24 protein-coding genes and 1 pseudogene are annotated in these 23,147 nt (G+C 69.2%); 17 read left to right on the plus strand and 8 right to left on the minus strand.

Annotated elements, in window-relative coordinates; genetic code table 11:
• The first annotated feature begins 25 nt into the window (after positions 1-25).
• The 7 genes from recR to OG928_RS18335 all read left to right on the plus strand — a co-directional run bounded on the left by recR (position 26) and on the right by OG928_RS18335 (position 6,508).
• Entirely contained in the window at positions 26-625 is a 600-nt protein-coding gene (recR, locus tag OG928_RS18305; protein ID WP_406284966.1) for a recombination mediator RecR, read from the plus strand.
• Positions 618-1,238 carry a DUF5063 domain-containing protein gene (locus OG928_RS18310; protein ID WP_406284969.1) on the plus strand — a complete coding sequence of 207 codons (621 nt, stop codon included), beginning with the start codon at positions 618-620 and terminating at the stop codon, positions 1,236-1,238. The genes recR and OG928_RS18310 overlap by 8 nt, the downstream gene beginning before the upstream one ends.
• A 253-nt stretch (positions 1,239-1,491) precedes the next feature.
• Positions 1,492-2,760: an aspartate kinase gene (locus OG928_RS18315; RefSeq protein WP_406284971.1), complete on the plus strand. Its 1,269-nt coding sequence runs from the start codon at positions 1,492-1,494 to the stop codon at positions 2,758-2,760.
• On the plus strand, positions 2,757-3,845 hold the full coding sequence (locus OG928_RS18320; protein WP_406284973.1) for an aspartate-semialdehyde dehydrogenase: 1,089 nt from the start codon (positions 2,757-2,759) through the stop codon (positions 3,843-3,845). Before OG928_RS18315 ends, OG928_RS18320 begins: the two co-directional genes overlap by 4 nt.
• A gap of 248 nt (positions 3,846-4,093) precedes the next feature.
• Positions 4,094-4,681, plus strand: coding sequence for a SigE family RNA polymerase sigma factor (locus OG928_RS18325; RefSeq protein WP_406291059.1), 588 nt, complete (start codon positions 4,094-4,096; stop codon positions 4,679-4,681).
• On the plus strand, positions 4,678-5,673 hold the full coding sequence (locus OG928_RS18330) for a hypothetical protein (RefSeq protein ID WP_406284975.1): 996 nt from the start codon (positions 4,678-4,680) through the stop codon (positions 5,671-5,673). The genes OG928_RS18325 and OG928_RS18330 overlap by 4 nt, the downstream gene beginning before the upstream one ends.
• A gap of 43 nt (positions 5,674-5,716) precedes the next feature.
• On the plus strand, positions 5,717-6,508 hold the full coding sequence (locus OG928_RS18335) for an SURF1 family protein (protein WP_406284978.1): 792 nt from the start codon (positions 5,717-5,719) through the stop codon (positions 6,506-6,508).
• A gap of 176 nt (positions 6,509-6,684) precedes the next feature.
• Here the strand turns inward: OG928_RS18335 and OG928_RS18340 are convergent, their stop codons facing one another.
• From OG928_RS18340 to OG928_RS18360, 5 genes are all read right to left on the minus strand, one after another.
• Positions 6,685-8,523, minus strand: coding sequence for a S9 family peptidase (locus OG928_RS18340; protein WP_406284980.1), 1,839 nt, complete (start codon positions 8,521-8,523; stop codon positions 6,685-6,687).
• A gap of 12 nt (positions 8,524-8,535) precedes the next feature.
• A complete protein-coding gene (locus tag OG928_RS18345; protein WP_406284982.1) occupies positions 8,536-9,060 on the minus strand; it encodes a cell wall hydrolase in 525 nt (174 codons plus the stop codon).
• Positions 9,044-10,309 (minus strand): MFS transporter, encoded by a 1,266-nt coding sequence (locus OG928_RS18350; protein WP_406284985.1) that lies wholly within the window; start codon positions 10,307-10,309, stop codon positions 9,044-9,046. Before OG928_RS18350 ends, OG928_RS18345 begins: the two co-directional genes overlap by 17 nt.
• 330 nt (positions 10,310-10,639) lie before the next feature.
• The gene (locus tag OG928_RS18355; RefSeq protein WP_406284988.1) at positions 10,640-11,875 is read right to left on the minus strand and encodes a PP2C family protein-serine/threonine phosphatase; all 1,236 of its coding nucleotides are present in this window, start codon (positions 11,873-11,875) and stop codon (positions 10,640-10,642) included.
• Between the two features lie 79 nt (positions 11,876-11,954).
• Positions 11,955-12,248 carry a MerR family transcriptional regulator gene (locus OG928_RS18360; protein ID WP_406284990.1) on the minus strand — a complete coding sequence of 98 codons (294 nt, stop codon included), beginning with the start codon at positions 12,246-12,248 and terminating at the stop codon, positions 11,955-11,957.
• Positions 12,249-12,956: 708 nt separating this feature from the next.
• Here OG928_RS18360 and OG928_RS18365 point away from each other — a divergent pair.
• Positions 12,957-13,160: pseudogene (locus OG928_RS18365) on the plus strand (IS5/IS1182 family transposase); the annotation flags it as partial.
• Positions 13,161-13,168: 8 nt separating this feature from the next.
• On the opposite strand, the gene OG928_RS18370 reads toward OG928_RS18365, so the two are convergent.
• The gene (locus tag OG928_RS18370) at positions 13,169-13,690 is read right to left on the minus strand and encodes a MarR family winged helix-turn-helix transcriptional regulator (protein WP_406284992.1); all 522 of its coding nucleotides are present in this window, start codon (positions 13,688-13,690) and stop codon (positions 13,169-13,171) included.
• 108 nt (positions 13,691-13,798) lie between these two features.
• Here OG928_RS18370 and OG928_RS18375 point away from each other — a divergent pair, with 108 nt between their 5' ends.
• From OG928_RS18375 to OG928_RS18410, 8 genes are all read left to right on the plus strand, one after another.
• Positions 13,799-13,930, plus strand: a complete 132-nt coding sequence (locus tag OG928_RS18375) for a hypothetical protein (RefSeq protein ID WP_406284994.1) — start codon at positions 13,799-13,801, stop codon at positions 13,928-13,930.
• Positions 13,878-14,819: a haloalkane dehalogenase gene (locus OG928_RS18380; RefSeq protein WP_406284997.1), complete on the plus strand. Its 942-nt coding sequence runs from the start codon at positions 13,878-13,880 to the stop codon at positions 14,817-14,819. Before OG928_RS18375 ends, OG928_RS18380 begins: the two co-directional genes overlap by 53 nt.
• Before the next feature lie 449 nt (positions 14,820-15,268).
• Positions 15,269-15,952 (plus strand): damage-control phosphatase ARMT1 family protein, encoded by a 684-nt coding sequence (locus OG928_RS18385; RefSeq protein ID WP_406284999.1) that lies wholly within the window; start codon positions 15,269-15,271, stop codon positions 15,950-15,952.
• A gap of 457 nt (positions 15,953-16,409) precedes the next feature.
• Entirely contained in the window at positions 16,410-16,595 is a 186-nt protein-coding gene (locus OG928_RS18390; RefSeq protein ID WP_406285001.1) for a hypothetical protein, read from the plus strand.
• A 251-nt stretch (positions 16,596-16,846) separates the two neighbouring features.
• Positions 16,847-18,082 carry an N-6 DNA methylase gene (locus OG928_RS18395; RefSeq protein WP_406285004.1) on the plus strand — a complete coding sequence of 412 codons (1,236 nt, stop codon included), beginning with the start codon at positions 16,847-16,849 and terminating at the stop codon, positions 18,080-18,082.
• A complete protein-coding gene (locus OG928_RS18400) occupies positions 18,082-19,287 on the plus strand; it encodes a hypothetical protein (protein ID WP_406285006.1) in 1,206 nt (401 codons plus the stop codon). The genes OG928_RS18395 and OG928_RS18400 overlap by 1 nt, the downstream gene beginning before the upstream one ends.
• Positions 19,288-19,498: 211 nt before the next feature.
• The gene (locus OG928_RS18405) at positions 19,499-19,756 is read left to right on the plus strand and encodes a type II toxin-antitoxin system prevent-host-death family antitoxin (protein ID WP_360316068.1); all 258 of its coding nucleotides are present in this window, start codon (positions 19,499-19,501) and stop codon (positions 19,754-19,756) included.
• A 10-nt stretch (positions 19,757-19,766) separates the two neighbouring features.
• Positions 19,767-20,027 (plus strand): Txe/YoeB family addiction module toxin, encoded by a 261-nt coding sequence (locus OG928_RS18410; RefSeq protein WP_406285008.1) that lies wholly within the window; start codon positions 19,767-19,769, stop codon positions 20,025-20,027.
• Positions 20,028-20,348: 321 nt separating this feature from the next.
• On the opposite strand, the gene OG928_RS18415 is transcribed toward OG928_RS18410, so the two are convergent.
• Positions 20,349-20,843, minus strand: a complete 495-nt coding sequence (locus tag OG928_RS18415; protein ID WP_406285010.1) for a hypothetical protein — start codon at positions 20,841-20,843, stop codon at positions 20,349-20,351.
• Between the two features lie 839 nt (positions 20,844-21,682).
• Between OG928_RS18415 and OG928_RS18420 the strand changes: the two genes are divergently transcribed.
• On the plus strand, positions 21,683-22,249 hold the full coding sequence (locus OG928_RS18420; RefSeq protein ID WP_406285012.1) for a hypothetical protein: 567 nt from the start codon (positions 21,683-21,685) through the stop codon (positions 22,247-22,249).
• 197 nt (positions 22,250-22,446) lie between these two features.
• Here OG928_RS18420 and OG928_RS18425 read toward each other — a convergent pair whose 3' ends face one another.
• Positions 22,447-23,067, minus strand: coding sequence for a TetR/AcrR family transcriptional regulator (locus tag OG928_RS18425; RefSeq protein WP_406285014.1), 621 nt, complete (start codon positions 23,065-23,067; stop codon positions 22,447-22,449).
• Positions 23,068-23,147 lie beyond the last annotated feature (80 nt).

Genomic DNA, 23,147 nt, shown 5'->3' on the forward strand with positions numbered 1-23,147 from the left:
TCGAAGACGAGCAGGGAGACCGTAGGTGTACGAAGGCGTCGTACAGGACCTCATCGACGAGCTGGGCCGACTGCCCGGTGTAGGGCCGAAGAGCGCGCAGCGCATCGCCTTCCACCTGCTGGCGGCCGACCCGGCCGACGTCCGGCGCCTCGTGCACGCTCTCACCGAGGTCAAGGACAAGGTGCGGTTCTGCGTGACATGCGGCAACGTGGCGGAATCGGAGCAGTGTCGAATCTGCCTCGACCCGCGACGCGACGTCGCGGTCATCTGCGTGGTCGAGGAGTCCAAGGATGTCGTGGCGATCGAGAAGACCCGCGAGTTCCGGGGTCGCTACCACGTGCTCGGCGGGGCGATCAGCCCGATCGAGGGCGTGGGGCCCGACGACCTGCGGATCCGTGAGCTGATGACCCGCCTTGCGAACGGCGCGGTGACCGAGTTGATCCTGGCCACCGACCCGAACCTGGAAGGAGAGGCGACCGCGACGTATCTGGCTCGCCTGTGCAAGCCGATGGGTCTGCGAGTGACCCGGTTGGCCAGCGGGCTGCCGGTGGGGGGCGACCTGGAGTACGCCGACGAGGTCACGCTCGGGCGTGCCTTCGAGGGGAGACGACTGCTCGATGTCTGACGACCTGAACGAATTCACCAGAGAGATCGCCGACCAGATCGACAGCTTCGTCCTGGCGGTCACCGAGGTGGCCAAGGGCGAGGAGCCGGAGCAGGCGGTGTCGATGCTGCTCCTGGAGGTCTCGCAATTGATGCTCGCGGGCGGCCGGCTCGGCGCGATCGCCGACGTGGTGCCCGACGACCGCTTCGAGCCCGACTCGGGCCCCGACCCGGACGTCGACGCGCTGCGCTCGGCGCTGTCCCGGCTGCTCGAGCCGATCGACGTGTACTACGAGGTCTTCGACCCGTACGTGCCCAAGTCCAAGCCGGTCGCCGCGCGCCTGTCGGACGACGTCGCCGACGTCGTCGCCGACCTCGCGCACGGGCTCGCCCACCATCGTGCCGGGCGCAGCCACGAGGCGCTGTGGTGGTGGCAGTTCTCGTACCTGTCCAACTGGGGTGCGACGGCCAGCGCGGTACTGCGCGCGTTGCAGTCCGTGGTCTCGCACGCCCGTCTGGACGATCCGATCATGGAGAGCCTGGACCCGGCCGGACAGGCGCTCGCCGACGAGTTGGTCGAGGAGCTCGCCGAGCAGCTCGACGAGGCCGTCGTACTGGGCGGCCCGCAGAGCTGAATCCGCCCCCGCGAGCTCCGAGAGATCCGAGGGCTCCGAGGGCCCTGAGAGCCCCAAGGGCCCCAAGGGACCCGAGGGCCTCGAGACACGCCGACCGGGCCGGAACCGATCGCGCTCCGTGGAGCCGAGATGGGCGTTCGGTTCCGACTGCCCGTTTAGTGATATATACGTCTCACAATGTGAATAGAGCTTTGACCACTGTGCGGCCTAGTTAGACTGAGCCGACCGCACAGATATCAAGCGAGGAGCGCACGTGGGCCTTGTCGTGCAGAAGTACGGCGGCTCCTCCGTCGCCGATGCCGAAGGCATCAAGCGCGTGGCCAAGCGAATCGTCGACACCAAGAAGCAGGGCCACGAAGTGGTCGTGGTGGTGTCCGCGATGGGCGACACGACGGATGAGCTGATCGATCTGGCGCAGCAGGTGAGCCCCATCCCTTCCGGGCGCGAACTCGACATGCTGCTCACCGCGGGTGAGCGGATGTCGATGGCGCTGTTGGCGATGGCGATCAAAAACCTGGGCGTCGACGCACGGTCGTTCACCGGCAGTCAAGCCGGTGTGATCACCGACGCGGTCCACAACAAAGCGCGCATCATCGATGTGACGCCCGGTCGGATCCGCTCCGCGCTGGACGAGGGCGCGATCGCGATCGTGGCCGGCTTCCAGGGTGTGTCCCAGGACACCAAGGACATCACCACGCTCGGCCGCGGCGGTTCGGACACCACCGCCGTCGCGCTCGCCGCCGCCCTCGACGCCGAGGTCTGCGAGATCTACACGGACGTGGACGGCATCTTCACCGCCGATCCCCGTGTGGTGAAGAAGGCCCGGAAGATCTCCCGGATCAGCTACCAGGAGATGCTGGAGCTGGCCGCGAGCGGATCCAAGGTGCTGCACCTGCGGTGCGTCGAGTACGCCCGCCGCTACGACATGCCCGTGCACGTGCGGTCGTCCTTCTCGGGACTCGTCGGCACTTGGGTGACGGATGAACCCGAAGGGGACGACATGGAGCACGCGATCATCTCCGGGGTCGCCCACGACACCAGCGAAGCCAAGATCACGGTGGTCGGGGTCCCGGACAAGCCGGGCGAGGCCGCCAAGATCTTCCGGCTGGTGGCGGACACCGAGATCAACATCGACATGATCGTGCAGAACGTCTCCGCGGCCTCCACGGGTCGCACCGACATCACCTTCACGCTGCCCATGTCCGACGGTCAGGCCGCCATGACGGCCCTCACCAAGGCCCAGGCCGAGATCGGCTTCGAGTCGCTGCGCTACGACGACCAGATCGGCAAGATCTCGCTCGTCGGCGCCGGCATGCGCTCGCACCCGGGCGTCACGGCCAAGTTCTTCGAATCGCTCAACAGCGCGGGGGTGAACATCGAGCTGATCTCCACGTCGGAGATCCGGATCTCGGTGGTCTGCCGCGCCGATGGCGTCCCGGCCGCCGTACAGGCCGTGCACACCGCGTTCGGCCTGGACGACCAGTCCGGCGAAGCCGTCGTCTACGGAGGTACCGGCCGATGACCCGCAAGGACAAGCCCACCCTGGCCGTCGTCGGCGCCACCGGCGCGGTCGGCACGGTGATGCTCGAACTGCTCTCCACCCGCCAGGACGTGTGGGGCGAGATCCGACTCGTCGCGTCCGCGCGCTCCGCGGGCAAGAAGCTCGTCGTGCGCGGCGAGGAGGTCGAGGTCGTCGCGCTGACCGAGGAGTGCTTCGAGGGCGTGGACGTCGCCATGTTCGACGTGCCCGACGAGGTCTCCGCGCACTGGGCGCCGATCGCCGTGGCCAAGGGCGCGATCGCGGTCGACAACTCCGGCGCGTTCCGGATGGACCCCGACGTCCCGCTCGTGGTGCCCGAGGTGAACGCCGCCGCGGCGCGCCAGCGTCCGCGCGGGATCATCTCGAACCCGAACTGCACGACGCTGACGATGGTCGTGGCCCTGGGCGCGCTGCACGCCGAGCTCGGTCTCAAGGAGCTCATGGTGGCCTCCTACCAGGCCGCGTCCGGCGCCGGGCAGCCCGGCGTCGACGCGCTGCGCGAGCAGATCGGCAAGGTCTCGGGCAGCCTGACCCTGGGCACCCAGCCCGGCGACGTGCGCCGCGCGGTCGGCGACTTCGGCCCGTTCCCCGCTCCGCTGGCGCTCAACGTGGTGCCGTGGGCCGGCTCGCTCAAGGACGGCGGCTGGTCGTCCGAGGAGCTCAAGGTCCGCAACGAGTCCCGCAAGATCCTGGGGCTGCCCGACCTGAAGGTGCACACGACCTGCGTGCGCGTCCCGGTGATCACCACCCACTCGCTCGCGGTGCACGCCGTGTTCGAGAACGAGGTGTCCGTCGCGCGGGCGCACGAGATCCTCGACGGCGCCCCCGGCGTCGTGCTGTGCGACGACCCGGAGAACGGCGAGTTCCCGACGCCCGCCGACGTGGTCGGCACCGACCCGACCTGGGTCGGCCGGGTGCGGCAGTCGCTCGACGACCCGTTCGCGCTGGACATGTTCATGTGCGGCGACAACCTGCGCAAGGGCGCCGCGCTGAACACCGCCCAGATCGCCGAGGTGGTCGCGGCCGAACTGGCCGAACGCGACCAGGACGGCCACGACCGGCCGTAACAGGCCGCCGAAGCCGAAGCCGAAACAAGTACCGCAAGTACCGCAAGTACCGCGGTGGCAGCCGGTGTCTCCCGACGGGGGACACCGGCTGCCGTGCGTGCGCGGACCTTCCCCGGACCCGAACAGCTGACTGCACGTCACCGAGCCCACTACGGTGGGCTGATGTGTGGATGAGCCGACGACCGTCCCCGGATCGCAGGCGTATACAACCTTCCCGGGGGGTCGGGTGTCCAACAGTCGTGGCAGAAATGGTCGTGAGGGCGGAACCGGTGCTGCGCCCGGTCCGAATGCCCGTGGTCGGTGCGCTGCATCCGGGTGTCCCGGGAGTTTCCGTGTCCTCTGACGCGGGGGTGTCCATCGACGTCCTCACCGAGACCTACCGCGCCCACTATGGTTCGTTGTTGCGGCTGGCATCCCTGTTGCTCGACGACACCGACTCGTGTGAGGACGTGGTGCAGGAGGCGTTCGTACGGGTGCACACGGCCCGGCATCGGTTGCGTGAGGCCGACAAGACGCTGGCCTACCTGCGACAGACCGTGGTGAATCTGTCCCGGTCCACGCTCCGGCGCCGGATCATGGGCATGCGGTTGTTGTCCAAGCCCGAGCCGCACTCGACGAGCACCGAGGACGGTTCGCGGCACGTGTTGGAACGCGACGTTCTCGTCAGGGCGTTGCGGGAATTGCAACGGCGGCAGCGGGAAGTGATCGTGCTGCGCTATTACGCTGATCTGACAGAGGCTCAGGTGGCCGATCTACTCGGGCTGTCGGTCGGCTCGGTGAAGGCGTACGCCTCACGCGGACTGGAAGCCCTCCGGGCCCGGATGGAGACGCCGTGACGAACGACCCGGGGACCCTCGGTCCCGACCCCGACGACCTCGCGGAAGAGGTACGCCGGCGGCTGCACGAGGCCGTCGCCGACGTCCGCCCCGCGTCGGACGCGCTCGACCGCCTACGGGTCGCCGTGCCCGCGCGGCGTCGACAGCGACGCGTCGCGGTGCTCGGCGCCGCCGCCCTCGCGGCGGCGCTGCTCCTGGCCACACCCGTGCTGCGCACGGCGGGGAACTCGGGCGACAACCCCTCCTCGACGAAACTCGGCGGAGTCAACGCGTCGTCGCCGGTCGACGCCGCCACCGAGCTGCCGCCGGCCGCACACGACGGGATGAGCGCCGGGGTCCCGGGCGCGTCCGGGCACTCCTCGCCGGCGACCCACAGCGGCGCACCGACCACCGGGGCCGGCGGCTCCATCGCGCCGACGAACGGACAGAACGCCGGATCCGGTACGGGACAGCCGCAGACGAGCGCGTCGAGCGCGCCGCCCAGCGAGTCCCCGGCGCCGCCCAAGCCGGTCCCCGCCTGCCTGACCAACGAGCTGTTCGGCGAGGACGCCCGCCTGGGGCCGGTGGGCACCGACGGACTGGCGTACGGCGTGCTCCAGGTCCGCAGCAACGCGCGCAAGGACTGTCGGGTCGCCGGTCCCGGCGTGGTCACGGTGTTCTCCCCGCCCGGCAACCCGGTGGTGCAGGTGTCCGTCGTCCAGCACGTGGCGGGCGACGCCGCGACCAGGCTGCCGCAGCCGGTCTCGTCGGAGTCGGGCATCACGCTCAAGTCCGGGCAGGTGTACGAGTTCCAGTTCGCGTGGCAGCCGCAGGCGCCGGGCGCCGACGGCACCTGTGCCGCCGACGCGCCGAAGGCGCCGGTGCCCGCGCTCGGGTACGCGCTGGCCGCGGGCGACTTCAACGTGGCCAGGGTGACGTTGACCCCCACGTGCGGCGGCACCGTCTACCGCACCGACATCTACCGGACGGGGCAGCACCCGCGCGTGGGGTGACACCCGCGCTCGGCGCCCGTCGGCGGGCGGTTACCTTTGGGGGGTGTACCGGTTCCTGCTCCAGCCGCGCTGGCTGGTCTTCCATGTGATCGTGCTCGTCGCGGTCCCGGTGTGCGCGGCCCTGGGTTTGTGGCAGTTCCACCGCTACGGCGAGCACAAGGAGGCCGGCGGCACCGAGGAGAAGGTGTCCGCGGCGCCCACGGTCCCGCTCGGTGAGCTCGTGCCGGGCGCCGGCAAGGTCGAGAGCGACGACCGGGGCCGGTCCGTGACGGCCACCGGGACGTACGACGCGGCGCGCCAGGTGGTCGTGCCGGGGCGGAAGTTGGCCGGCCGCTCCGGGTCGTACGTGGTGACCCCGCTCCTGGTCCCCGGCGGGCCCGCCGTGGTGGTCAACCGCGGTTGGGTCGAGGGAACGGTCGCGCCCGCGCCGCCGGTCGGACCGGTCACGGTCACCGGGCGGCTGGAGTGGTCGGAGGCCGAGCACACCTCGGACGCGGACCGGGCCGACGACCTGCGGCCCGGCCAGATCTCGATGATCAGTACCCCCGAGCTCGTCAACGTGCTGCCGTATCCGCTCACCGACGGCTTCGTCGCGCTGACCGCGCAGACCCCGACGGCCGATTCGGCCGCGCTCGCGCCGATGCCGGTGGCCAAGGAGAGCGGGGGCGGGGGCATTTCGGGGCGCGCGTGGCAGAACCTCGGGTACACGGCGCAGTGGTTCGTCTTCGCCGCCGCCGCGGTGTTTTTGTGGTGGCGGGTGATTCGCCGCGAAGCCGATGAGAGGCGGGAGGCCCAGGAGGCGGAACTGCTCTTGGAGCTGGGCGTCAAAAGCTGACACTTGGCGGCGCGGAAGCGGTTGTCGGGTTGGCCGGCCTGCGGCCCGCATGTCCTCAAGCGCCGGACGGGCTGGAGTGGCTTTGTCCTCAAGCGCCGGACGGGCTTGAAAAGCTCGTCCTCAAACGCCGGACGGGCTGAAACCAGCCCGTCCGGCGTTTGAGGACGTCCTATCGGCTATGCCGGGTTGCGGACCGGTAGGCCGATTACGCTGTCCACGAATGCGAACTCCTTGCGCAGTTGCCGGATCCGCTCCTCGACCACGAGCGAGCCGTGCCCGGCGTCGAAGCGGTAGACCTCGTGCGGCTTGCCGAGTTGTTCCAGGCGCTCGACGTAGTTCTCGATCTGCTTGATCGGGCAGCGCGGGTCGTTCTCGCCGGCGCTGATGTACACCGGCACCCGGACCTGCTCGACGTAGGTCAGCGGTGAGGACGCCGCCCAGCGCTCGGGCACCTCGTCCGGGGTGCCGCCCAGCAGTGTGCGGTCCATCGCCTTCAGCACGTCCATCTCGTCGTGGTACGCCGTGACGTAGTCCGCGACCGGGACCGCCGCCAGCCCGAGTGCCCACGCCTCGGGCTGCACGCCGAGGCCGAGCAGGGTCAGGTAGCCGCCCCAGGAGCCGCCCGAGAGCACGAGCCGCGCGGGGTCGGCCAGGCCCGACTCGACCGCCCACGCGCGCACCGCGCCGATGTCCTCCAGCTCGATCAGGCCGATCCGTACGCGCAGCGCGTCCGTCCAGTCCTTGCCGTAGCCGGTCGAGCCGCGGTAGTTGACCCGGACGACCGCGAACCCGTGGTCCACCCACGCCGCGACGTCCGGCGCGAAGTGGTCGCCGTCGTGTGCGGTCGGCCCGCCGTGGATGTCGAACACGGTCGGGAACGGGCCCTCGCCCACCGGCTTGGACACCAACGCGTGCACCGTGCCGCCCGGGCCCTCGACCCACGCGTCGGAGACCGGGACCGAACCGGGCGGCCGCTCGCCGGGCGGTGTGAGCACGACGTCGCCGGTGGTCGAGCGCAGCTCGGACGGGGTCGAACCGCTGGACCAGTGGTACTCGACGCTGCCGTCGGGGCGCGCGCCCGCGTTGCCGATGGTGCCGGGCGGGGTGTCGATCCGGGTGAGCTCCTTGGTCGCGAGGTCGTAGCGGTAGAGCTCGGAGCGCCCCTGGTACTCGTGGTCGATCAGCAGCGCGGCGCCGTCCGGGTACCAGCCGGCGGACAGGTCGCCGGGCAGGCCGAGGTCGATCTCCGACTCGGCGCCCGTCGCCGGTTCCCAGATCAGCGGCTCGTCGCGACCGCGGCGCTGGTGGATCACCAGCACCCGCTGGTCGCCGGCGACGGGGGAGAAGCCCATCGAGGACAGGTCCGAGTCGGGTCGGCCGCCCTCGGGGCCGTCGTGCAGGTCGGCCACGGGCGTGCCGTCGGGGCGCAGGACGCGCAGCGACGAGTGCATCGCGTCGCCGTGCTCGTTGTGCGCGATCACGAGGTGGGTGGCGTCCTCGGACAGAGCGGACAGCCACGCGGACTCGGTGTGGCGGTACACCGTCACCGGCTCGGCGCCCGGCCGCGCGACGTGGATCGAGGAGCCCTCGTCGTCGGTCATCCGGCCGACGACGACCGTGCCGTCGTTGGCCAGGGCGAGCCCACCCGGGTAGGACGGGTCGAGCCCGGGGACCGCGACCTCGTCGGGGCCGCCCGTGAAGGGCTGGCGCATCCAGACGCCGAATTCGTCGCCGTCGGTGTCGGCGAACCACCAGATCCACTGTCCGTCCGGGCTGATCCGGGCCGACGCGGTGCCGTTGGGCCGGTCCGTGACCTGGCGTTGTGCGCCGGTGTCGCGGTCCCACGCGTACACCTCGAAGGTGCCCGAGGCGTTGGAGACGAAGACGGACTTCGCGGGCGCGTGGTCGGCCCAGCGCGGCAGGCCGATCCGGGCCGCGCGGTAGCGGCGTTCCCAGGCGGGCGCGGGTGGGCTGCTCGGGGTGTCGTTCGGCGTGGTTTTCTCGGGAGCGGACATGTGGCAATTCAACTACGCGAGGGCACCGTTGTGTTCCGGGATCGCCCGACAGCGCTTGATCCCGAGCAGGCGCGCGTAACGCGGGCGCGCGGCGAAGTCCCCGTAGGTCCAGATCGCCGGCAGGCCGACCTCGTGGCACAGGTGCAGCACCCGATCGGGACCCAGGTGCACCGCGATGTGCGCCGCGTAGCCCTCGTCGAGGCCGGGCCGGGGACCGCCGTCGAACAGGAGCAGGTCGAGCGGCTCGGGCTCGGCAACGGTGACGGTTGCCGCATTGTCGGCCCACAGGTCGGACGAGCGCAGCGGCGGGACGTGCAGGCCGTGGTGGGCCAGGAAGGCGTACGCGTACAGCTGGCAGTTCGCGCCCGCCGACAGGTCGCCGGCGGCGACCGCCTGCGGATGCCGGGCGTACACGTAGGGGACCGCGCGAAAACGCGGCGGCAGCGCGGACAGCGACGCCGTCCGGGGCAACGCCTCGGACGGCGTCTCGGAAGCGTCGGACGAGGTGGCGGACGAGGTGTCAGGTGTGCCGGGCATGTTTGGGATCCAACAGCAGCGAGACCGCGAGTTCCACCGCGGTCAACGCGAACAGCACGCCGAACACGATGGTGTAGTCGTCGGTCAGGTCGTGGATCGCGCCGAAGACGATCTGCAGCACGGCCGCGATCGGGTACGCCACCACGAACGTCATCGCGGACAGCCGGCCGGCCGCCGCCGGGCTCGGCGCGAACCGCACCAGCATCACGAGCATGAGCGGGAACGCCCCGCCGAGGGTCAGACCGAGGAGCGCGATCGTGGGCCACGGGGCGAGGTTCGGCGCGAACGCGAGCAGGCCCATGCCGACCGTCGCGCCCGCCACGGTGACCGCGAACAGCGGCCTTGGATCCGCGAAGCGGTCCGCGAGCAGCGGGATCACCAGGCCCGAGACGATGCCGGTGAGGCCGAACACGGACAACAGCAGGCCCGCGCGCCCGGCGCTCCAGCCCTGCTCCTCGTACGCCGCGGGCACCCAGCCGACGACGCCGTAGTACGAGCTGGTCTGCATCACCAGGAAGATCGCCAGGATCCAGGCCACGGGCCGACGCCACGGCGAGGCGTCCGCGCCGGTGCGCCCGGTCGCCGTCGGGGTGCTCGGAGTCGCCGGCACGGGCCTCGTGCCGCGCATCACCGGTGCCCACGCGAGCAGGCCGAGCACGGCGGGCACCGCGACCACGCCGAGTGAGAGCTGCCACGAGCCGAATCCGTCCGACAGCGGCACCGCGAGCGCGCTGCCGCCGGCCGCGCCGACGCCCACCGCCGCGCTGTACAGGCCGGTCACCGCGCCGGCCCGCTCGGCGAAGTGCGTCTTGACCACGCCGGGCAGCGCCGCGCCCAGGACCGCGATGCCGGCGCCGGCGATCAGCGTGCCCAGGAAGAGCGGCACCGGGGCGGCGCCGCCGAGCCGGACCAGCACGCCCACGAGCAGCGCGGCCACCGACGCGGCGACGGTCCGCTCGTACCCGTATCGAGCCGCGCCGCGATGCGCGAGCGGCGCGAACACGCCCATCGACACCACGGGGATCGCGGTCAGCACGCCGGCGGCGGCGCCGGACAGGCCGAGGTCGGCGCGGATCGCGGTCAGCAGCGGTGGCACGTCGGTGATCGCCGCGCGCAGGTTGATCGCGACCAGGAACAGCGCGATCAGGGTCGTCGTCTGCGACGGCGGCCGCTCGTCGATCCGCCCGGGTGCCGGTCGGTCGCCGAGTGTGCGGGCGAAACGTCGCGACTCGGCGGGGGCTGACGGCATTGCGGTACTTCCTTCGTACTTCCTCGTTCGACACGACCCGGCGGGACGGGAATCGGCCGAGACCCGGGCCGTCGAAGTCTAACCGCCGGCCGGCGACCCGCCCGGGCCTCGGCGGCGGCAACGAGGTCAAGGTCTCGCGCCCCTCGGACGCGCCGGCCGCCCGACAGGCCACGGACACACAGCCGGCCTGTACCCGCCCTGCGTGCCGCCCGCCTCTCCCCGACGGAAGCGCTCGCGGCACCCTGACCCCCGTTCGAACCCACGACGACGCTCCCCACCCCACCCCCGCGCGGAGTCGCGAGGGGCTGGGGCGCGGCGCGTCCGCCCCGGTCAGGTGCCGGCGGCGCCGTGCCATTGGAGGAGCAGGATCGTGGCGTCGTCCTGGAGGTGGTCGTGGTGGTACTCGCGGATCGTGCGGATGAGCCGGCGCAGGGTCTCGGGCGCGGGCAGGCCGTCCGCTATGTGGCGGATGACGAAGTCGACGAACCGGTCGAGGCCGAAGATCTCCCCTTGCGGGTTGCGGGCCTCGGTGACGCCGTCGGTGTAGAGCAGGAGCCAGTCGCCGGGTTCGAGCTGCTCGTCGTAGAGGTTGACGGGCAGGCCCATGTCGGTGCCCATCGGGTGGGCGGGCGGGCGCTCCAGCGTCGCGACCCATTGGCCGTTGCGGATGAGTACCGGTGGGTGGTGGCCGCGGTTGACCCAGGTCAACCGGCCGCTGCGCAGGTCGAGTTCGGCGATGATCGCGGTGGCGTAGCGGCTGCGGCCGAACTGCTCCACGAGGGCGGCCTCGATCGCCTCGCTCGTCTCCACCAGGCCCACCCCGTGGCGTCTGCTGCTGCGGCAACCGGCCAACGCGAGGGCGACGGTGAGGGCGGCGGCGGTGTCGTGGCCCATGGCGTCGAAGACGCCCAGGTGCGTGGTGGTGCCGTCGACGGCGTACTCGTACGCGTCGCCGCCCATCTCGTAGGCGGGCTCCAACGCGGCGCTGACCGTGACCTGTTCGCCGGCGAAGGACCCCGGCGGCATCAGCGTCCACTGCATCTCGGCGGCGAGTCCCATCGGCCGGGTGCGGACCAGACGCTCGTAGGAGTCGCTGTACGCACGCTTGCTCACCAGCAGCAGACCCACGAGGGAGGCGAGGTCGAGGGCGTACTCCAGGACGCCTTCCTCGGCGTCGTCCGTTTCCAGACCCAGGACGCCCAGGCGTTCGGCGCCGTCCATGAGGGGGAGCCACAGGCTCCTCGTCCGCGGACCCTCGGGTTCGGCCTCGTCGGCGCCGGCCGGGGCCTCGACGAGCTCGGCGCTCTGGAACGCGCGACCGGCCAGCGTGGCGTCCACCCGCAGCTCCGGCTCGGGGGTTCGTTCCGCCGTACCCCCGTCCGCCGTCCGGCCGGGCACGAGGCGGAGCAGTTCCTGCTGCACGTCCACGAGGTAGATCAGCGGCCTGCGCAGGCCCAGGGGCCGGGCGTGCGAGGCGATCAGGTCCGGAAGATCCTCCAGAGAAGCACGAGCACTGGCCCGAAGCAGGCCCCTCGTCATGGCCGCACCGATCGAGAGGAGCTTCACTCGGGCATCCCGTCCTGACATCGTGCGGGCCCCGAAAACAGCGGGGGCGACTCTTCCGTACCCTACGTCCGAGCGCGGGTCAGGGGTTCTCGTCCGGCTGCGTCTCGTCCGGCGGCGTCTCGGCCGCGCCGCGCAGTTCGGCGTTCAGGCGCAGGGCCTCTTCCAGCTGATCCTTGAGGATCACGATGCGGCAGGCGGCGTCGATCGGGGTGCCCTGGCCGACGAGCTCACGGGCGCGCTGGGCGATCCGCAACTGGTAACGGGAGTAACGGCGATGTCCGCCCTCGGAGCGCAGCGGGGTGATCAGACGAGCCTCGCCGATCGCGCGCAGGAAGCCCTGGGAAGCGCCGATCAGCGCGGCCGCCCGGCCCATCGTGTAGGCGGGGTAGTCGTCGTCGTCGAGCCTGTCGGCCCTGGCCGGAGTCGAGCCGGTTTCTCGGATCCATCGGCACCTCCCTTGAATTCGCTTCCGTTCGGGACAACGCGTCGAGGGGCCCTGGCGCCGTACGGCACCAGGGCCCCGAAAGAAATCCACACCATCACCGACACCGACGTGTCGGCCTATTTGTTCCGCAACCGCCCGAAGTATCGGGGAAGCGGGGATCGCAATTGCGTGACCGCGGACCACCTTTCGTACCGGCGTCTCTACGGATCCCACCCGGCCGAAAACCTCACCGCGCCGAGCGGGCGATCCAGATGGCGTTCGCTCCTTCCTCTCCTGTCTGTTGTGCAACGAGTACTGCCACCGCGGGTACAACCGAACTGCAGGTACTGCCGAACTGCGGTCCTGCACGGCGGCCCCGTGGGCCGCCCCAGTCTCTCCTCGGCCCGACAGCCGGCCTCCGGAACCCTCGCCGAACAACTCGGTCCCGGACTCTGCTGTCGAACCCTCAACAACGCGCGCCAGTTCGTCTCTGTCGCGCCTCACTGATTCGCTTGGCTACGAGAGAAAACCTATGCACCAAACGACGCGATGTCTAGTACCGCCACAACAGATTTTCCTGCGCCGCCGAAACCGGAAAACGGCACGCTTCCCGCCAGGCTCCGCTGGTACAAGAAGGCGCCCACGCCGCGATGCGACGGCAGCCGGGGCGGGCGGCCGGTCAGCCACGGCGGCGCCGAGCTCTACAAGGAACGGAACGCCGTCGAGCGCCTGATCAGCCGACTCAAGGACTGGCGCGGCATCGCCACACGCTTCGACAAGACACCCGAGGGCTACCTCGCCGGCCTCGAACTCCGCGCCTCGATGATCTGGCTCGAAGATCTCGTGCAAGCAGCCGATTGATCACCACATCACACACGCCTGACTAGTGCCGCGCCCGTCGCGTCGGGGTGCGGCGGGCGCTGGGCGTGGTGGTCCAGAAGGCGGGTGAGCAGCTGGACGAACCGGTCGCGTTCGGTGGGGGCCAGGGGTGCGAGCAGTTCCTCGTGGAGATCGTCGAGGGCTTGGTCGAGGAGGACGAGGTGGCCGTTGCCCTGGCCGGTGATCGTGATGACGTTGCGGCGACGGTCGTTGGGATCCGGTGTGCGCTCGACGAGGTCGCGTTCGGCCAGGTCGTTGAGGACGCCGACCATGTCGCTGCGGTAGATGCCGGTGCGCCGGCTCAGCGTCGCCTGGCTGCCCGGGCCGTACTCCTGCAACGAGGCGAGCACCGCGTAGTGCCACTTGCGGGCGTCGAGGCGGGCCAGGCCCTCGGTGACCAGTCGATCCGACTGCGTGGATAGCTGTGCCAGCAGCCGGCTCGCCCGTTTGCGCAGCCCGCCCGGCGTCCGCCTCTCGGGGTCGGGAGTGTCCATTGCTTCGGCTCTGGTCATGACGGTGATCGTAGCCGTTGCGTTAGTCGGACTAACGATATAGGTTCGTTCACGCCGGAAACGTTCGGCAGATAAACATTAACTCGGCGAACGAATGGGGGTCGGATCATGACCGGCACCGCCCTCGGCCCGATCATCCAGGGGCTGTGGGGCGACCTGCCGGCCGAGGCCCCGGCCGTCGCGGGCCGTGCCCTCGGCATCGTCCTGGAACGCGCCGACGCGATCCCGACCGGCGCCTGAACCCCCTCATCCCAGCTCGGACAAGGAACACCTCATGCCCACGATCGACGTTCTCGACTCGACCATCCACTACGAAGTCCACGGCAGCGGAGCCACCGTCGTCTTCCTGCACGGCAACCCCTCCTCCTCCCACGCGTGGCGGAACGTCCTTCCCCTGGTCGGAGAGGGCCGGCTGATCGCCCCCGACCTGATCGGCATGGGCCGCTCGGGCAAGCCCGTCAGCGACTACCGGTTCGACGACCACGCCCGCTACCTGGACGCGTTCTTCGACGCGCTCGGCCTGGACGAGGTCGTGCTCGTCGGCCACGACTGGGGCGGCTCGCTCGCCTTCGACTGGGCGGCCCGACACCCGGACCGGGTGCGCGGCCTCGCCTTCTTCGAGACGATCGTCCGCCCGATCGCCTCGACCGAACTCTCCGATCAGGCCCGCGCTCGCTCCGTGAAGCTCCGCACCGACGAGGGCGAGTCCCTGGTCCTCGACGGGCACTTCATGGTGAACGCGGCCTACACCGGGGGCGTGCTCAACCCTCTCGGCGACGAGGAGATCGAGGTCTACCGGGCCCCGTACCTCACCCGCGAGAGCCGTCGCCCGCTGCTGAACTGGACCCGCTCCCTACCGATCGACGGCGACCCCGCCGACGTGACCGCCCGGATCGAGGCGTACGGCCCCTGGCTGGCCGACAGCCACGACGTCCCGAAGCTCCTGCTCACCTTCGACTCCGCAAAGACCCTCCTCATCACCCCTGCGGTCGCCGCCTGGTGCCGGGACAACATCGCCGCCCTCCGGGTCGAGCACATCGGCCCCGCCGGCCACCACGCCACCGAGGACCAGCCCGAATCGATCGCCAAAGCGCTCTCCGCCTGGCTGGACCGGCACCACCTCCGCTAGAGCCGAGTTCCGCTCTGAGCGCGCAAGTAGTAGTCAGCAGTGCCGTTTCGGCTGCTCGGGGGACTGTGATGCCGAAGTTTCTGATGGCCAGTCAACCCGTGGACGGGGCGCGAGGAGCAGAAGGTCCGGAGACTGGCCATAGCGCGTCATGCACCGGCGGACCGGGTCCTCCGCGCCAGGATCATCACGCCGACCCGGGAAGGTCTGCACGTGCCGCGGGTTTCCCCCGGGCGGTGTGCCGCGCGAAGACAAGGAGGTCGGCAGGAGGCTCGGCGGCAAGTGGGTCGGGCCGACGTCGATTGCCACCGAAGGCGGGCCGCTCGACCTGGCGGTCGATGGAGGTTGCCGGCAGCCGGAGTAGTTGCTGTACTTTCGCGCCCGCGATACGCCAAAGGCCCCATCGGAATCATCCGATAGGGCCTTTGACCTGCTGGTCGGGGTGGTGGGATTTGAACTCATTCGACATCACCGCCTCGGCCGGGGATGCCCAATCCCCCGCCCTGATCGCGGACGACAGCCCGCTCCTGTGGTCCGCGCTCGCTGCTGCGAGCAACCCGAGGGTCTGTGTCATCGCGGACAACGCCGGGCGGGAGCTGCTGCCCGACCTCGTCCTGGTCGACCATCTCCTCACGAGCGGGCCGGCCGCCGAGGCCGTCCTGTACGTCAAGCCCTCCCCCTACTACGTGTCGGACGCGACCACCACCGACGTCCTTGCGACCGTCGACCGCCTTCGCGTCGCACCGGGGCAGGAGGCGGGACGGATCGGCCGACGGCTGTGGCAGGCGATGAACGGCGGCACCCTGATGGTCCGCACCCACGAGTTCTTCTGTGCACCGCTGCCGTTCCACGACATGCCCGCCGACCTCAGGGCAGAGCTCTCCGGCGCCACGATGACGATCAGCAAGGGCGACCTCAACTATCGCCGCCTCGTCGGGGATCAACTCTGGGATGCCACAACCCCGTTCGCCGAGAGGGTCAGGCACTTCCCGTCCCCGGTGGCCGCCCTGCGTACGTTGAAGTCGGACGTCGTCGTTGGCCTCGACGCACCGGTGGTCGCCGGGCTGGACACCACAGGGGAGCCCTGGCGCACCAGCGGCAAGTACGGCCTCATCCAGGCCTACGCCGGCACGTAGTACCGCCTGCGGCCGTTGGAACATGCACAGGACGCCGGCGGTGGTCGGGTCTGATTCCGATCGGGGAAGCCGACAGACCGACCTCGACGGGGCCGCCAACGCTGCCCACGGGAACCACGAAATCTCGCAGACCCCCTGCATCCGGTATCGAGGCTCCCGACTACCGTCGCGCTTTCGGATGTCGGCATCGATGTCTGTGCCCCCGAGCGGCAGTTCGTTGGGCCGCCGGTTGAGTATCCAAGCGACGATGGAGAAGAACCCAAACCTTGTGCCCTCATCGTTTGGGCTTAATGGGCTGTTTTTGGGCCATAGGAAGAATCCCAAAAGGCGTGCTCCAAGTGCTCTCTTCTGCGCGGGACCTACGGTTCGTACGACTCAGGGAAGTGGTGACGACTTGAACGGGTCTCATGTGGATCTTCTCGGGGTGCATGAGGTGTCGAAGCAGATGGAGTTGCGCATGAAGCGGAAGCTGTTGTTTGTGATCGTGGCGACCTTGGTAGCGGTGATTGCGGCCCTGTTGGCTGGGATTGTGAGTACAGCCGGTGGAGCACACCTGCCGGTGGCGATTCAGATGGGTGCTGCGGCCTTCGCCGTTACGCTGCCGCTTGTCCTCACGGTCATGTCCACGATCGGGCTGGTGTGACTGTGGGCGATCGGCATCCCGTGGGGCAGGGGACATGGACACCTGGGGCGAGAGTGGAAAGACCGGATGAAGTATCCCGTCGAGTCCGGCAGTTGACGCGCAGGCTCAGCGATCGACTGAACGTACATGACGCCTACCGAACCGTCATCGGCCTGATCTACCTACGATGCGAGGCGCGAGACCATCGTTCTGTGGCGTCGGGGAGGGCTTCGTGGTCCTGGCTCGTTGCGCAAGCCGCTCATGCTGCGGCTGTGGGACCCGATGTGCGGCTATGTCTGCGCCAGTGGCTGCCACGCGGCCTTACGCGAGACGAAGCGGATGGGGACCCGGATCTCGTGCCTCGGCTCCCGGGGACAGTCGATGACGACCTCCGTGGCCTGATCAAGGCGATCGACCGAACCGATGCCCTGGGAGAGCTTCTTGATCAGTGCTTGCAGGACATGTCCGCCACACAGGCCAAGGGCGGACACTACTTCACCCCCCGAGGCGTCGCGCGACTGATGGTGGCGTTGGTGGCGCCTCAGGACGGCCATCGGATCTACGATCCGGTGTGCGGCTCGGCGGGGTTGCTGATCGACTCCGTTCGCCACGTGTATGAACGGACAGGCCTTGACGCGAAGTTGTCGCTCACGGGGCAAGACCTGCACGCCGGCACGCTTCAGATCGCGCAGATGAATCTTGCCGTGCACGGCGTCGAAGCACACCTTGAGCTGCCTGTGGACAGCCTGGCCCAGCCTACGAACGCGTCCTACGACATCGTGCTTGCCAATCCTCCGTTCAACATGGCCCCGTGGGGTCCCGAGCCCCTGCGCCGGGGGGATCCACGGTGGCCGGACGACGCGCCCCCGCCTCGTGACAACGCGAACCACGCCTGGATCTTGCATATTGCACACGCACTGGCCCCGCAGGGCAGGGCAGCCATCCTGATGGCTGATGGCGCTGCTACCGGGGTGCGGCCGATCGATCGAAGAATTCGCGAACAACTGATCCGCGACGACCTCGTCGAGTGCGTGGTGGCGCTGCCCCCGGGCCTGTTTCCCCACACCCGGATTTCCTGCTGTCTCTGGGTACTGAACCGGGACAAGCGTCCGCATGTGGAATGGGGACCGAGTGACCGCCGTGACATGGTCCTGTTCATCGATGCCCGCAAAGCGTACGAAACCACCGGCAGCCGTCGGCAACGGCGCCTGACACCGGAGGGTGTTGCGAAGATCCGGCACACTCTCGACGCCTGGAGAGGATCGGCGACGACTGGACAACCGCATGCCGCCTATCAGGACGAGATCGGGTGGTGCCATGCCGGGTCCGGTCAGGAGATCGTCGTCCACGAGCATGATCTGCTGCCCACTCTGTACACCGCCGAACCCGCCGCCGAGGGGGTGGTGGAGCGGCAACTCGTCGAAGAACTCACCGAAGAGCTGTACTCCAGATTCGACGAGGCACATGCGCTGGAGCGCGACTTGCGACACATCCTGGATGGCCTCTGATGCCCAACCTCGCAGCAAATAACCCGGCCCGTCCAGGACGGCACCACGCCTGGAAGATGGTCACGGTCGCCGACCTCGCGGATCTGAAGATCACCTACGGGACCCTCGACGAGAACCTACCCGACCACCAGGGGATCGTCCGGGCAGGCGACATTCGTGACGGACGGATCACGACGTCCCAGCCCGGTCGCATCGGTGCGGCCGGTCCGAAGGACACGCGGGCGGCGCTACAGGAGGGCGATCTGGTGGTCGTGTTGGTCCGCCGGGTCGGCGACGCCGCACTTGTCACCGAACAACACAAGGGATGGATCGCCACGCGGGCGGTAGGCATCGTCAGGTCCCAGGACCCCGATATCACCCACTGGCTGCGAATCTGGTTCCGGACCCCTGCGGGCCAAGGCTGGATCAATCAGCAGGTTTCCGCGCACGTCGAGCCCACGCTGAGCCTCGACGCACTGCGCAAGATGCGAGTGGCTTTCCCGCCACCAGAGCAGATCAGGGCGATCCACGAACTGGTCACCCTGATAGCGAGAAAGGTCGAGCTCAACCATCAGATCGTCGCCACAGCGATCGCTTTGGCAGACGCTCACTACGCCACCTGGACGCGACAGCGCGAATCGTGGACGCCAACCACCTTCGGTAAGGTCACCCACGCGAGGACCGGAAAATCCGTCCCACCGGCATTTCCGGACGATGGCGGCGTGGACGTCGCCCGGGTCTCTCCTGCCGATATCTTCAAAGCGTCACTGCCGTATATCGACCAGACCGTCCGACGAGAGTGTGTCGATCCAGGTGTCGTGTGCGAGCCAGGCACGATTCTGGTGGCTCCCAGGCCGGGTGAGGCACGCACGGCGGTGGCCTTGGAACCCACCGCACCTTGCCGAGGGATGCTTGCCGTTCGCCCTGTTGACGCGACGGACCTGTGGTGGCTTTTGCACGAACTCCGTTCCAGAAGCATTCAATTACCGGAAGCTGCGCAAGGTAGTCACGCGCGCGAGATCACTCGACGGGCCTTTTCACGGTTGCACGTCGCCTGGCCTGGCCCGGACGTACGCCGGCAATTCTTCCGGGTTGCGAAGCCCTTGCATGACAGAGCGCGCGCCGCGCTCGCCGAGAATCGCAGCCTCAATGTCCTGCTCGACATGTTGCTGCGTGACATCTCGTCCGCTTCGGGTTCCTTCTTCGGACGGACCGACCCCGTGTAGCGGGAGGCGGCGCCAAGCATGGCCTCACGTTGACCCCAGGCATCGGGTGGCAAGGGTTGAACCCTGGAAACGTGCGGGTTGGAGCAGTCGTCGGAGCCGTGTGTCAAGCGCGGATCATGCATCTGCGGCGCCCGGCCGCAGGCGTCGTTCGGGGACTTGCCGCGTCACCAAATGCGACGTACAGTTTCTTGTACATCAAGGAGGGTCGGCTATGAAGACTATGACGTATTCGGAGTCTCGCGCGCGGTACGCCGAGGTTCTTAACTCCGTCAACGACGACCGCGAAGAGGTTGTCATCACCCGAGCCGGACATGACCCGGTCGTCATCGTCTCCCTTGAGGACTACGAGTCCCTGAAGGAGACGGCCTACCTGTTGCGAAGCCCCGCGAACGCCCGGCGCCTGCTCGCGTCCATCGACGAATTGGAAAACGGCGGCGGCACCGTACGTGAGCTGACGACCGACGAATGAGGGCCGGCGCATGAAGATCACGTTCTCCTCCCGCGCCTGGGACGACTACCTGTGGTGGCAGCTTCAGGACCGAAAGATCCTGAAGCGCATCAACACACTTATCGCGGACATCTCCCGGAGCGGCAACGAGGGGATCGGCAAACCGGAACCACTCAAGCACGGGTTCCAGGGCTACTGGTCGCGCCGTATCAACGACGAGCACCGACTGATCTACAAGGCCACCGAGGACACCGTCCTGATCGCTCAGTGCCGCTACCACTATGAGAACTGACGCGACCCAAGCGGATCGAGCGCAGTGCCGGTCGGCTGGGTCGGCGGCCGGTAGATGAATGCCGCCGGCGACCAGCGTGCGCTGTATTTTCGTGCAGGAAACGCACCAGAGGCCCTACCGGATTTCTCCGATAAGGCCTCTGACCTGCTGGTCGGGGTGGCGGGATTTGAACCCACGGCCTCTTCGTCCCGAATCATGGGCAGGCGGGTTGCTGGGGCCATCTGCGCAGGTCAGAGGTAGTGCCAGGTTCGTTGACGGTCACTGCTGGGGGGCGTGGTTGCTGTACTTTGCTGCTGCACAACAGGGCCTGCGCAAGCACTGTTACGAGGTCAGGCTCTTGCGGCGTGCACGCATGTAGGTCCCGGCCGTGCTGCTTCCTCCCCAACCGCCGGTCGTGGCGATGTCCCACCCCTGCTGGTCTCGCATCTGTTTGGCGAAGGCGTCGAGGTCGCGGATGCTGCAGCCGCAGTCGAGGTGGACGCGGATGGTGATGTAGCTGCCCATGGGCTTCTTCTCGGAGGGGTCGAGTTCCCATCGCGCCGTGTGCTCGTGATCGGCGAGTCCGGTGCGTTCCGGGTCGTGGACGAGGCCGTGGGCGCGGGCGTACTCGTCGAGGTCGTCGATGACGAACAAGTGGCTCGCCCACTCGCCGGGCCACACTGCGAACAGCCGGGACTTCCCGCTCCGGGCCCGCTCGTAGGTGCCGGCGTCCGTGCCGTGGGTGACCGTGCCGTTCTCGGATATCTCGATGTAGCACAGGGTCTTACGGGTGTACGGGAATTCCTGGCCCATGGCTGCCGCGCTGCGGGGTTCCATCCTGCTCCTCTGCGTCTTTGGCCCCCGGGGCGCTCGGTCACCCGGCGCCGCCCGGGGATTCACCGTTCCTCGGAGATCCTGCCACGGGCCCATCCCCGCAACTTGGCATGAATACGTCGGCTCTTGCAGGCCGGTCGGGTGAGTGGCCGCCGGCTAGCCGGATGGCCCCGTGGGCGGCCGGCCCGTTGGCCGGCGCCTGCTTGTCCGTGATCCACGAGCTGACCCTGGCTTGTAGGTCCCCCTGTCCCACGGCCGGTTGCTCCTGGATCTCGGCTCCGATTGGGGTCTACCCATGAGCTGACGGGGGCCCTTGCTCCGTTCGAGGGAAACCAGCCGAACCTCATCGCGCGGCGGTCAAAGTCCGCCCGTTCGATCGCAGCCCGCCGCGACCAGCAGCCCGGTGAGGTAGGGCCCGCCGGCCGGCGAGAACCCGGTTCGCAAGCGTTTGGCACACCGAGGCCGGCTGGTATTCGGTGCGTCGCGCGGGTCGGATCGAAGCCATCTCAGGTGGGCCGACTCAGGTCAAGGCCACCTCAAGGTGAACGCCACTGCGTGTGCCCGACCGCAGGACGTGCGGGGGTTCGCGCGGTGGCTGCTTCCGGGGGAGCAGGTCGCCACCTCCCCGGGGAGCAGACGAACGCGTCTCACGGAGGTCTTCGACCTGCTCCGGGAGCACTCCCGGAGCATCTCCCGGCGGGACGCCCGGCGGGCCGGAAATCGCGAGAGTTGAACCCGTCGACGAGGCCGAGATCGCAGCCGGATCCGCGCCTCGCCGACACGGTCCGGATCGTTCGGCCCGTCCCCGCCCGCGCGTTCGATCCGTTGCTTCGGAGGCAATCGTGACCACGACTCCCGCGCCGAGTACCCGCCGCTTCTCGCGCCCCGTGCGCCGGGCCGTCAACGCCGGGCACGTGGTCTTCGCCGTCGGCATGCTGGGCGTCGAGTGGACCATGATGCTGATCGCCGGACTGGCCCGGACGACGGACGACCCCACGCTGCGACACAGCGCCTACAGTGTGTTGCGCCTGCTCGCCTTCGCCGGTGGCATTCCGTTCGGGGTGCTGTCGCTGCTCACCGGTGTCCTGCTGTGCGTATTCACGCCATGGGGGCTGTGGCAGCACCTCTGGATCAAGGTCAAGATCGTGCTGCTGTTCGCGGTGCTCATCAGCGGCGGCGCGGTCGTCAGCCAGTTCGTGCACCGCCTCATGAGCGCCTCCGGCCCCGGTGGCAACGCGGATGCGCTGCCCGCCCTGCAGAACTGGCACATGGCGGTGGTGGCCTTCCAACTGCTCGCGCTGATCGCCGCCACGGCCCTGTCCGTCTTCAAGCCCTCCGGCCGGCGCCCCCGCCCCGCGGCCCGCGTCAAGGCCGCAGCCCCCGTGCGCGAGACCGTCTCCGCGCGCTGACTCCCGACGCTCGTCCCCTCGATCGTCAAGGACTGTCATGACTGGCTCGACTGCGGAGACGAACAGGTGGCTTGCCCACTCGCCGGGCCATACAGCGAACAGCCGGGACACGTCTGGTCGACGGACATGTGGTGCCGGCCTTTCTCGGCGGGTCGCGGGCCTGGCTGGGCCCGCCGGTCTCGCCGGTCGGGGCCGGTTCAGGCGGGCAGGGCGGGCGGCCAGTCCGGGGCGGGGTCCTCGGAGAGCAGGGGCCGCAGGGCGCCGATCGCCGCGCCGATGCAGGTGTCCCGCAGCTCGGTGCGGGTGCAGGTCTCGCGTGTGAGCCAGTCCACGCACAGCACTTGGACGAACACGAGCCAGGCCTTCAGTGTCGCGGAGACCGCGGCGTGCGTGCGTTCCTCGGCGAGCGGGAGCACACCGAGGAAGCGTGAGCGCAGGGCGTCGAGTTCGTCCGTCATGATCGTCTGGATGACAGGGTCGCCCGCCAGCACCCGGTTCGCGGCCAGGACGGCGTGGCGGTTGGTGATGAAGTAGTCGAGGTGGGCGTCCAGGCCCTGGGCGAGCTGCTCGACGAATGTGGCGCCGGGGTCGAGCGTGGTCGCCTCCAGCAGCCGGTCGGTCGCCTGCTGGTAGACCGCCGCGAAGAGGGCGTGCTTGCTCGGGAAGTGCTGGTAGAGCAGGGCGCGGGACACACCGGCCTGCCGGGCGACGTCCTCCATCAGCACGTCGTCGTAGGGGGCGGCGGAGAAGAGCCGGGCGCCGACGGCGAGCAGCTGGGCACGGCGGTCGGCGGGGGGCAAACGTCGGCGTGGCGGCATGCGCTCAGATTACTACTTGACATGCGTCTATTAAAGGAGGCTACTCTGAAGCTAAGTAGACACACGTCAATTAAGTGAAG

The sequence above is a fragment of the Embleya sp. NBC_00896 genome, from assembly GCF_045207785.1.
GTDB lineage: Bacteria > Actinomycetota > Actinomycetes > Streptomycetales > Streptomycetaceae > Embleya.

Bases quoted from the DNA above. Each gene is read 5' to 3' on its own strand.
- OG928_RS18310 (WP_406284969.1), top strand. From the start codon at position 618: ATGTCTGACGACCTGAACGAATTCACCAGAGAGATCGCCGACCAGATC.
- OG928_RS18320 (WP_406284973.1), top strand. From the start codon at position 2,757: ATGACCCGCAAGGACAAGCCCACCCTGGCCGTCGTCGGCGCCACCGGC.
- OG928_RS18325 (WP_406291059.1), top strand. From the start codon at position 4,094: ATGGTCGTGAGGGCGGAACCGGTGCTGCGCCCGGTCCGAATGCCCGTG.
- OG928_RS18340 (WP_406284980.1), bottom strand. From the start codon at position 8,523: ATGTCCGCTCCCGAGAAAACCACGCCGAACGACACCCCGAGCAGCCCA.
- OG928_RS18345 (WP_406284982.1), bottom strand. From the start codon at position 9,060: ATGCCCGGCACACCTGACACCTCGTCCGCCACCTCGTCCGACGCTTCC.
- OG928_RS18350 (WP_406284985.1), bottom strand. From the start codon at position 10,309: ATGCCGTCAGCCCCCGCCGAGTCGCGACGTTTCGCCCGCACACTCGGC.
- OG928_RS18360 (WP_406284990.1), bottom strand. From the start codon at position 12,248: ATGGGCCGGGCGGCCGCGCTGATCGGCGCTTCCCAGGGCTTCCTGCGC.
- OG928_RS18370 (WP_406284992.1), bottom strand. From the start codon at position 13,690: ATGACCAGAGCCGAAGCAATGGACACTCCCGACCCCGAGAGGCGGACG.
- OG928_RS18375 (WP_406284994.1), top strand. From the start codon at position 13,799: ATGACCGGCACCGCCCTCGGCCCGATCATCCAGGGGCTGTGGGGCGAC.
- OG928_RS18390 (WP_406285001.1), top strand. From the start codon at position 16,410: ATGAAGCGGAAGCTGTTGTTTGTGATCGTGGCGACCTTGGTAGCGGTG.
- OG928_RS18400 (WP_406285006.1), top strand. From the start codon at position 18,082: ATGCCCAACCTCGCAGCAAATAACCCGGCCCGTCCAGGACGGCACCAC.
- OG928_RS18405 (WP_360316068.1), top strand. From the start codon at position 19,499: ATGAAGACTATGACGTATTCGGAGTCTCGCGCGCGGTACGCCGAGGTT.
- OG928_RS18410 (WP_406285008.1), top strand. From the start codon at position 19,767: ATGAAGATCACGTTCTCCTCCCGCGCCTGGGACGACTACCTGTGGTGG.
- OG928_RS18415 (WP_406285010.1), bottom strand. From the start codon at position 20,843: ATGGAACCCCGCAGCGCGGCAGCCATGGGCCAGGAATTCCCGTACACC.
- OG928_RS18425 (WP_406285014.1), bottom strand. From the start codon at position 23,067: ATGCCGCCACGCCGACGTTTGCCCCCCGCCGACCGCCGTGCCCAGCTG.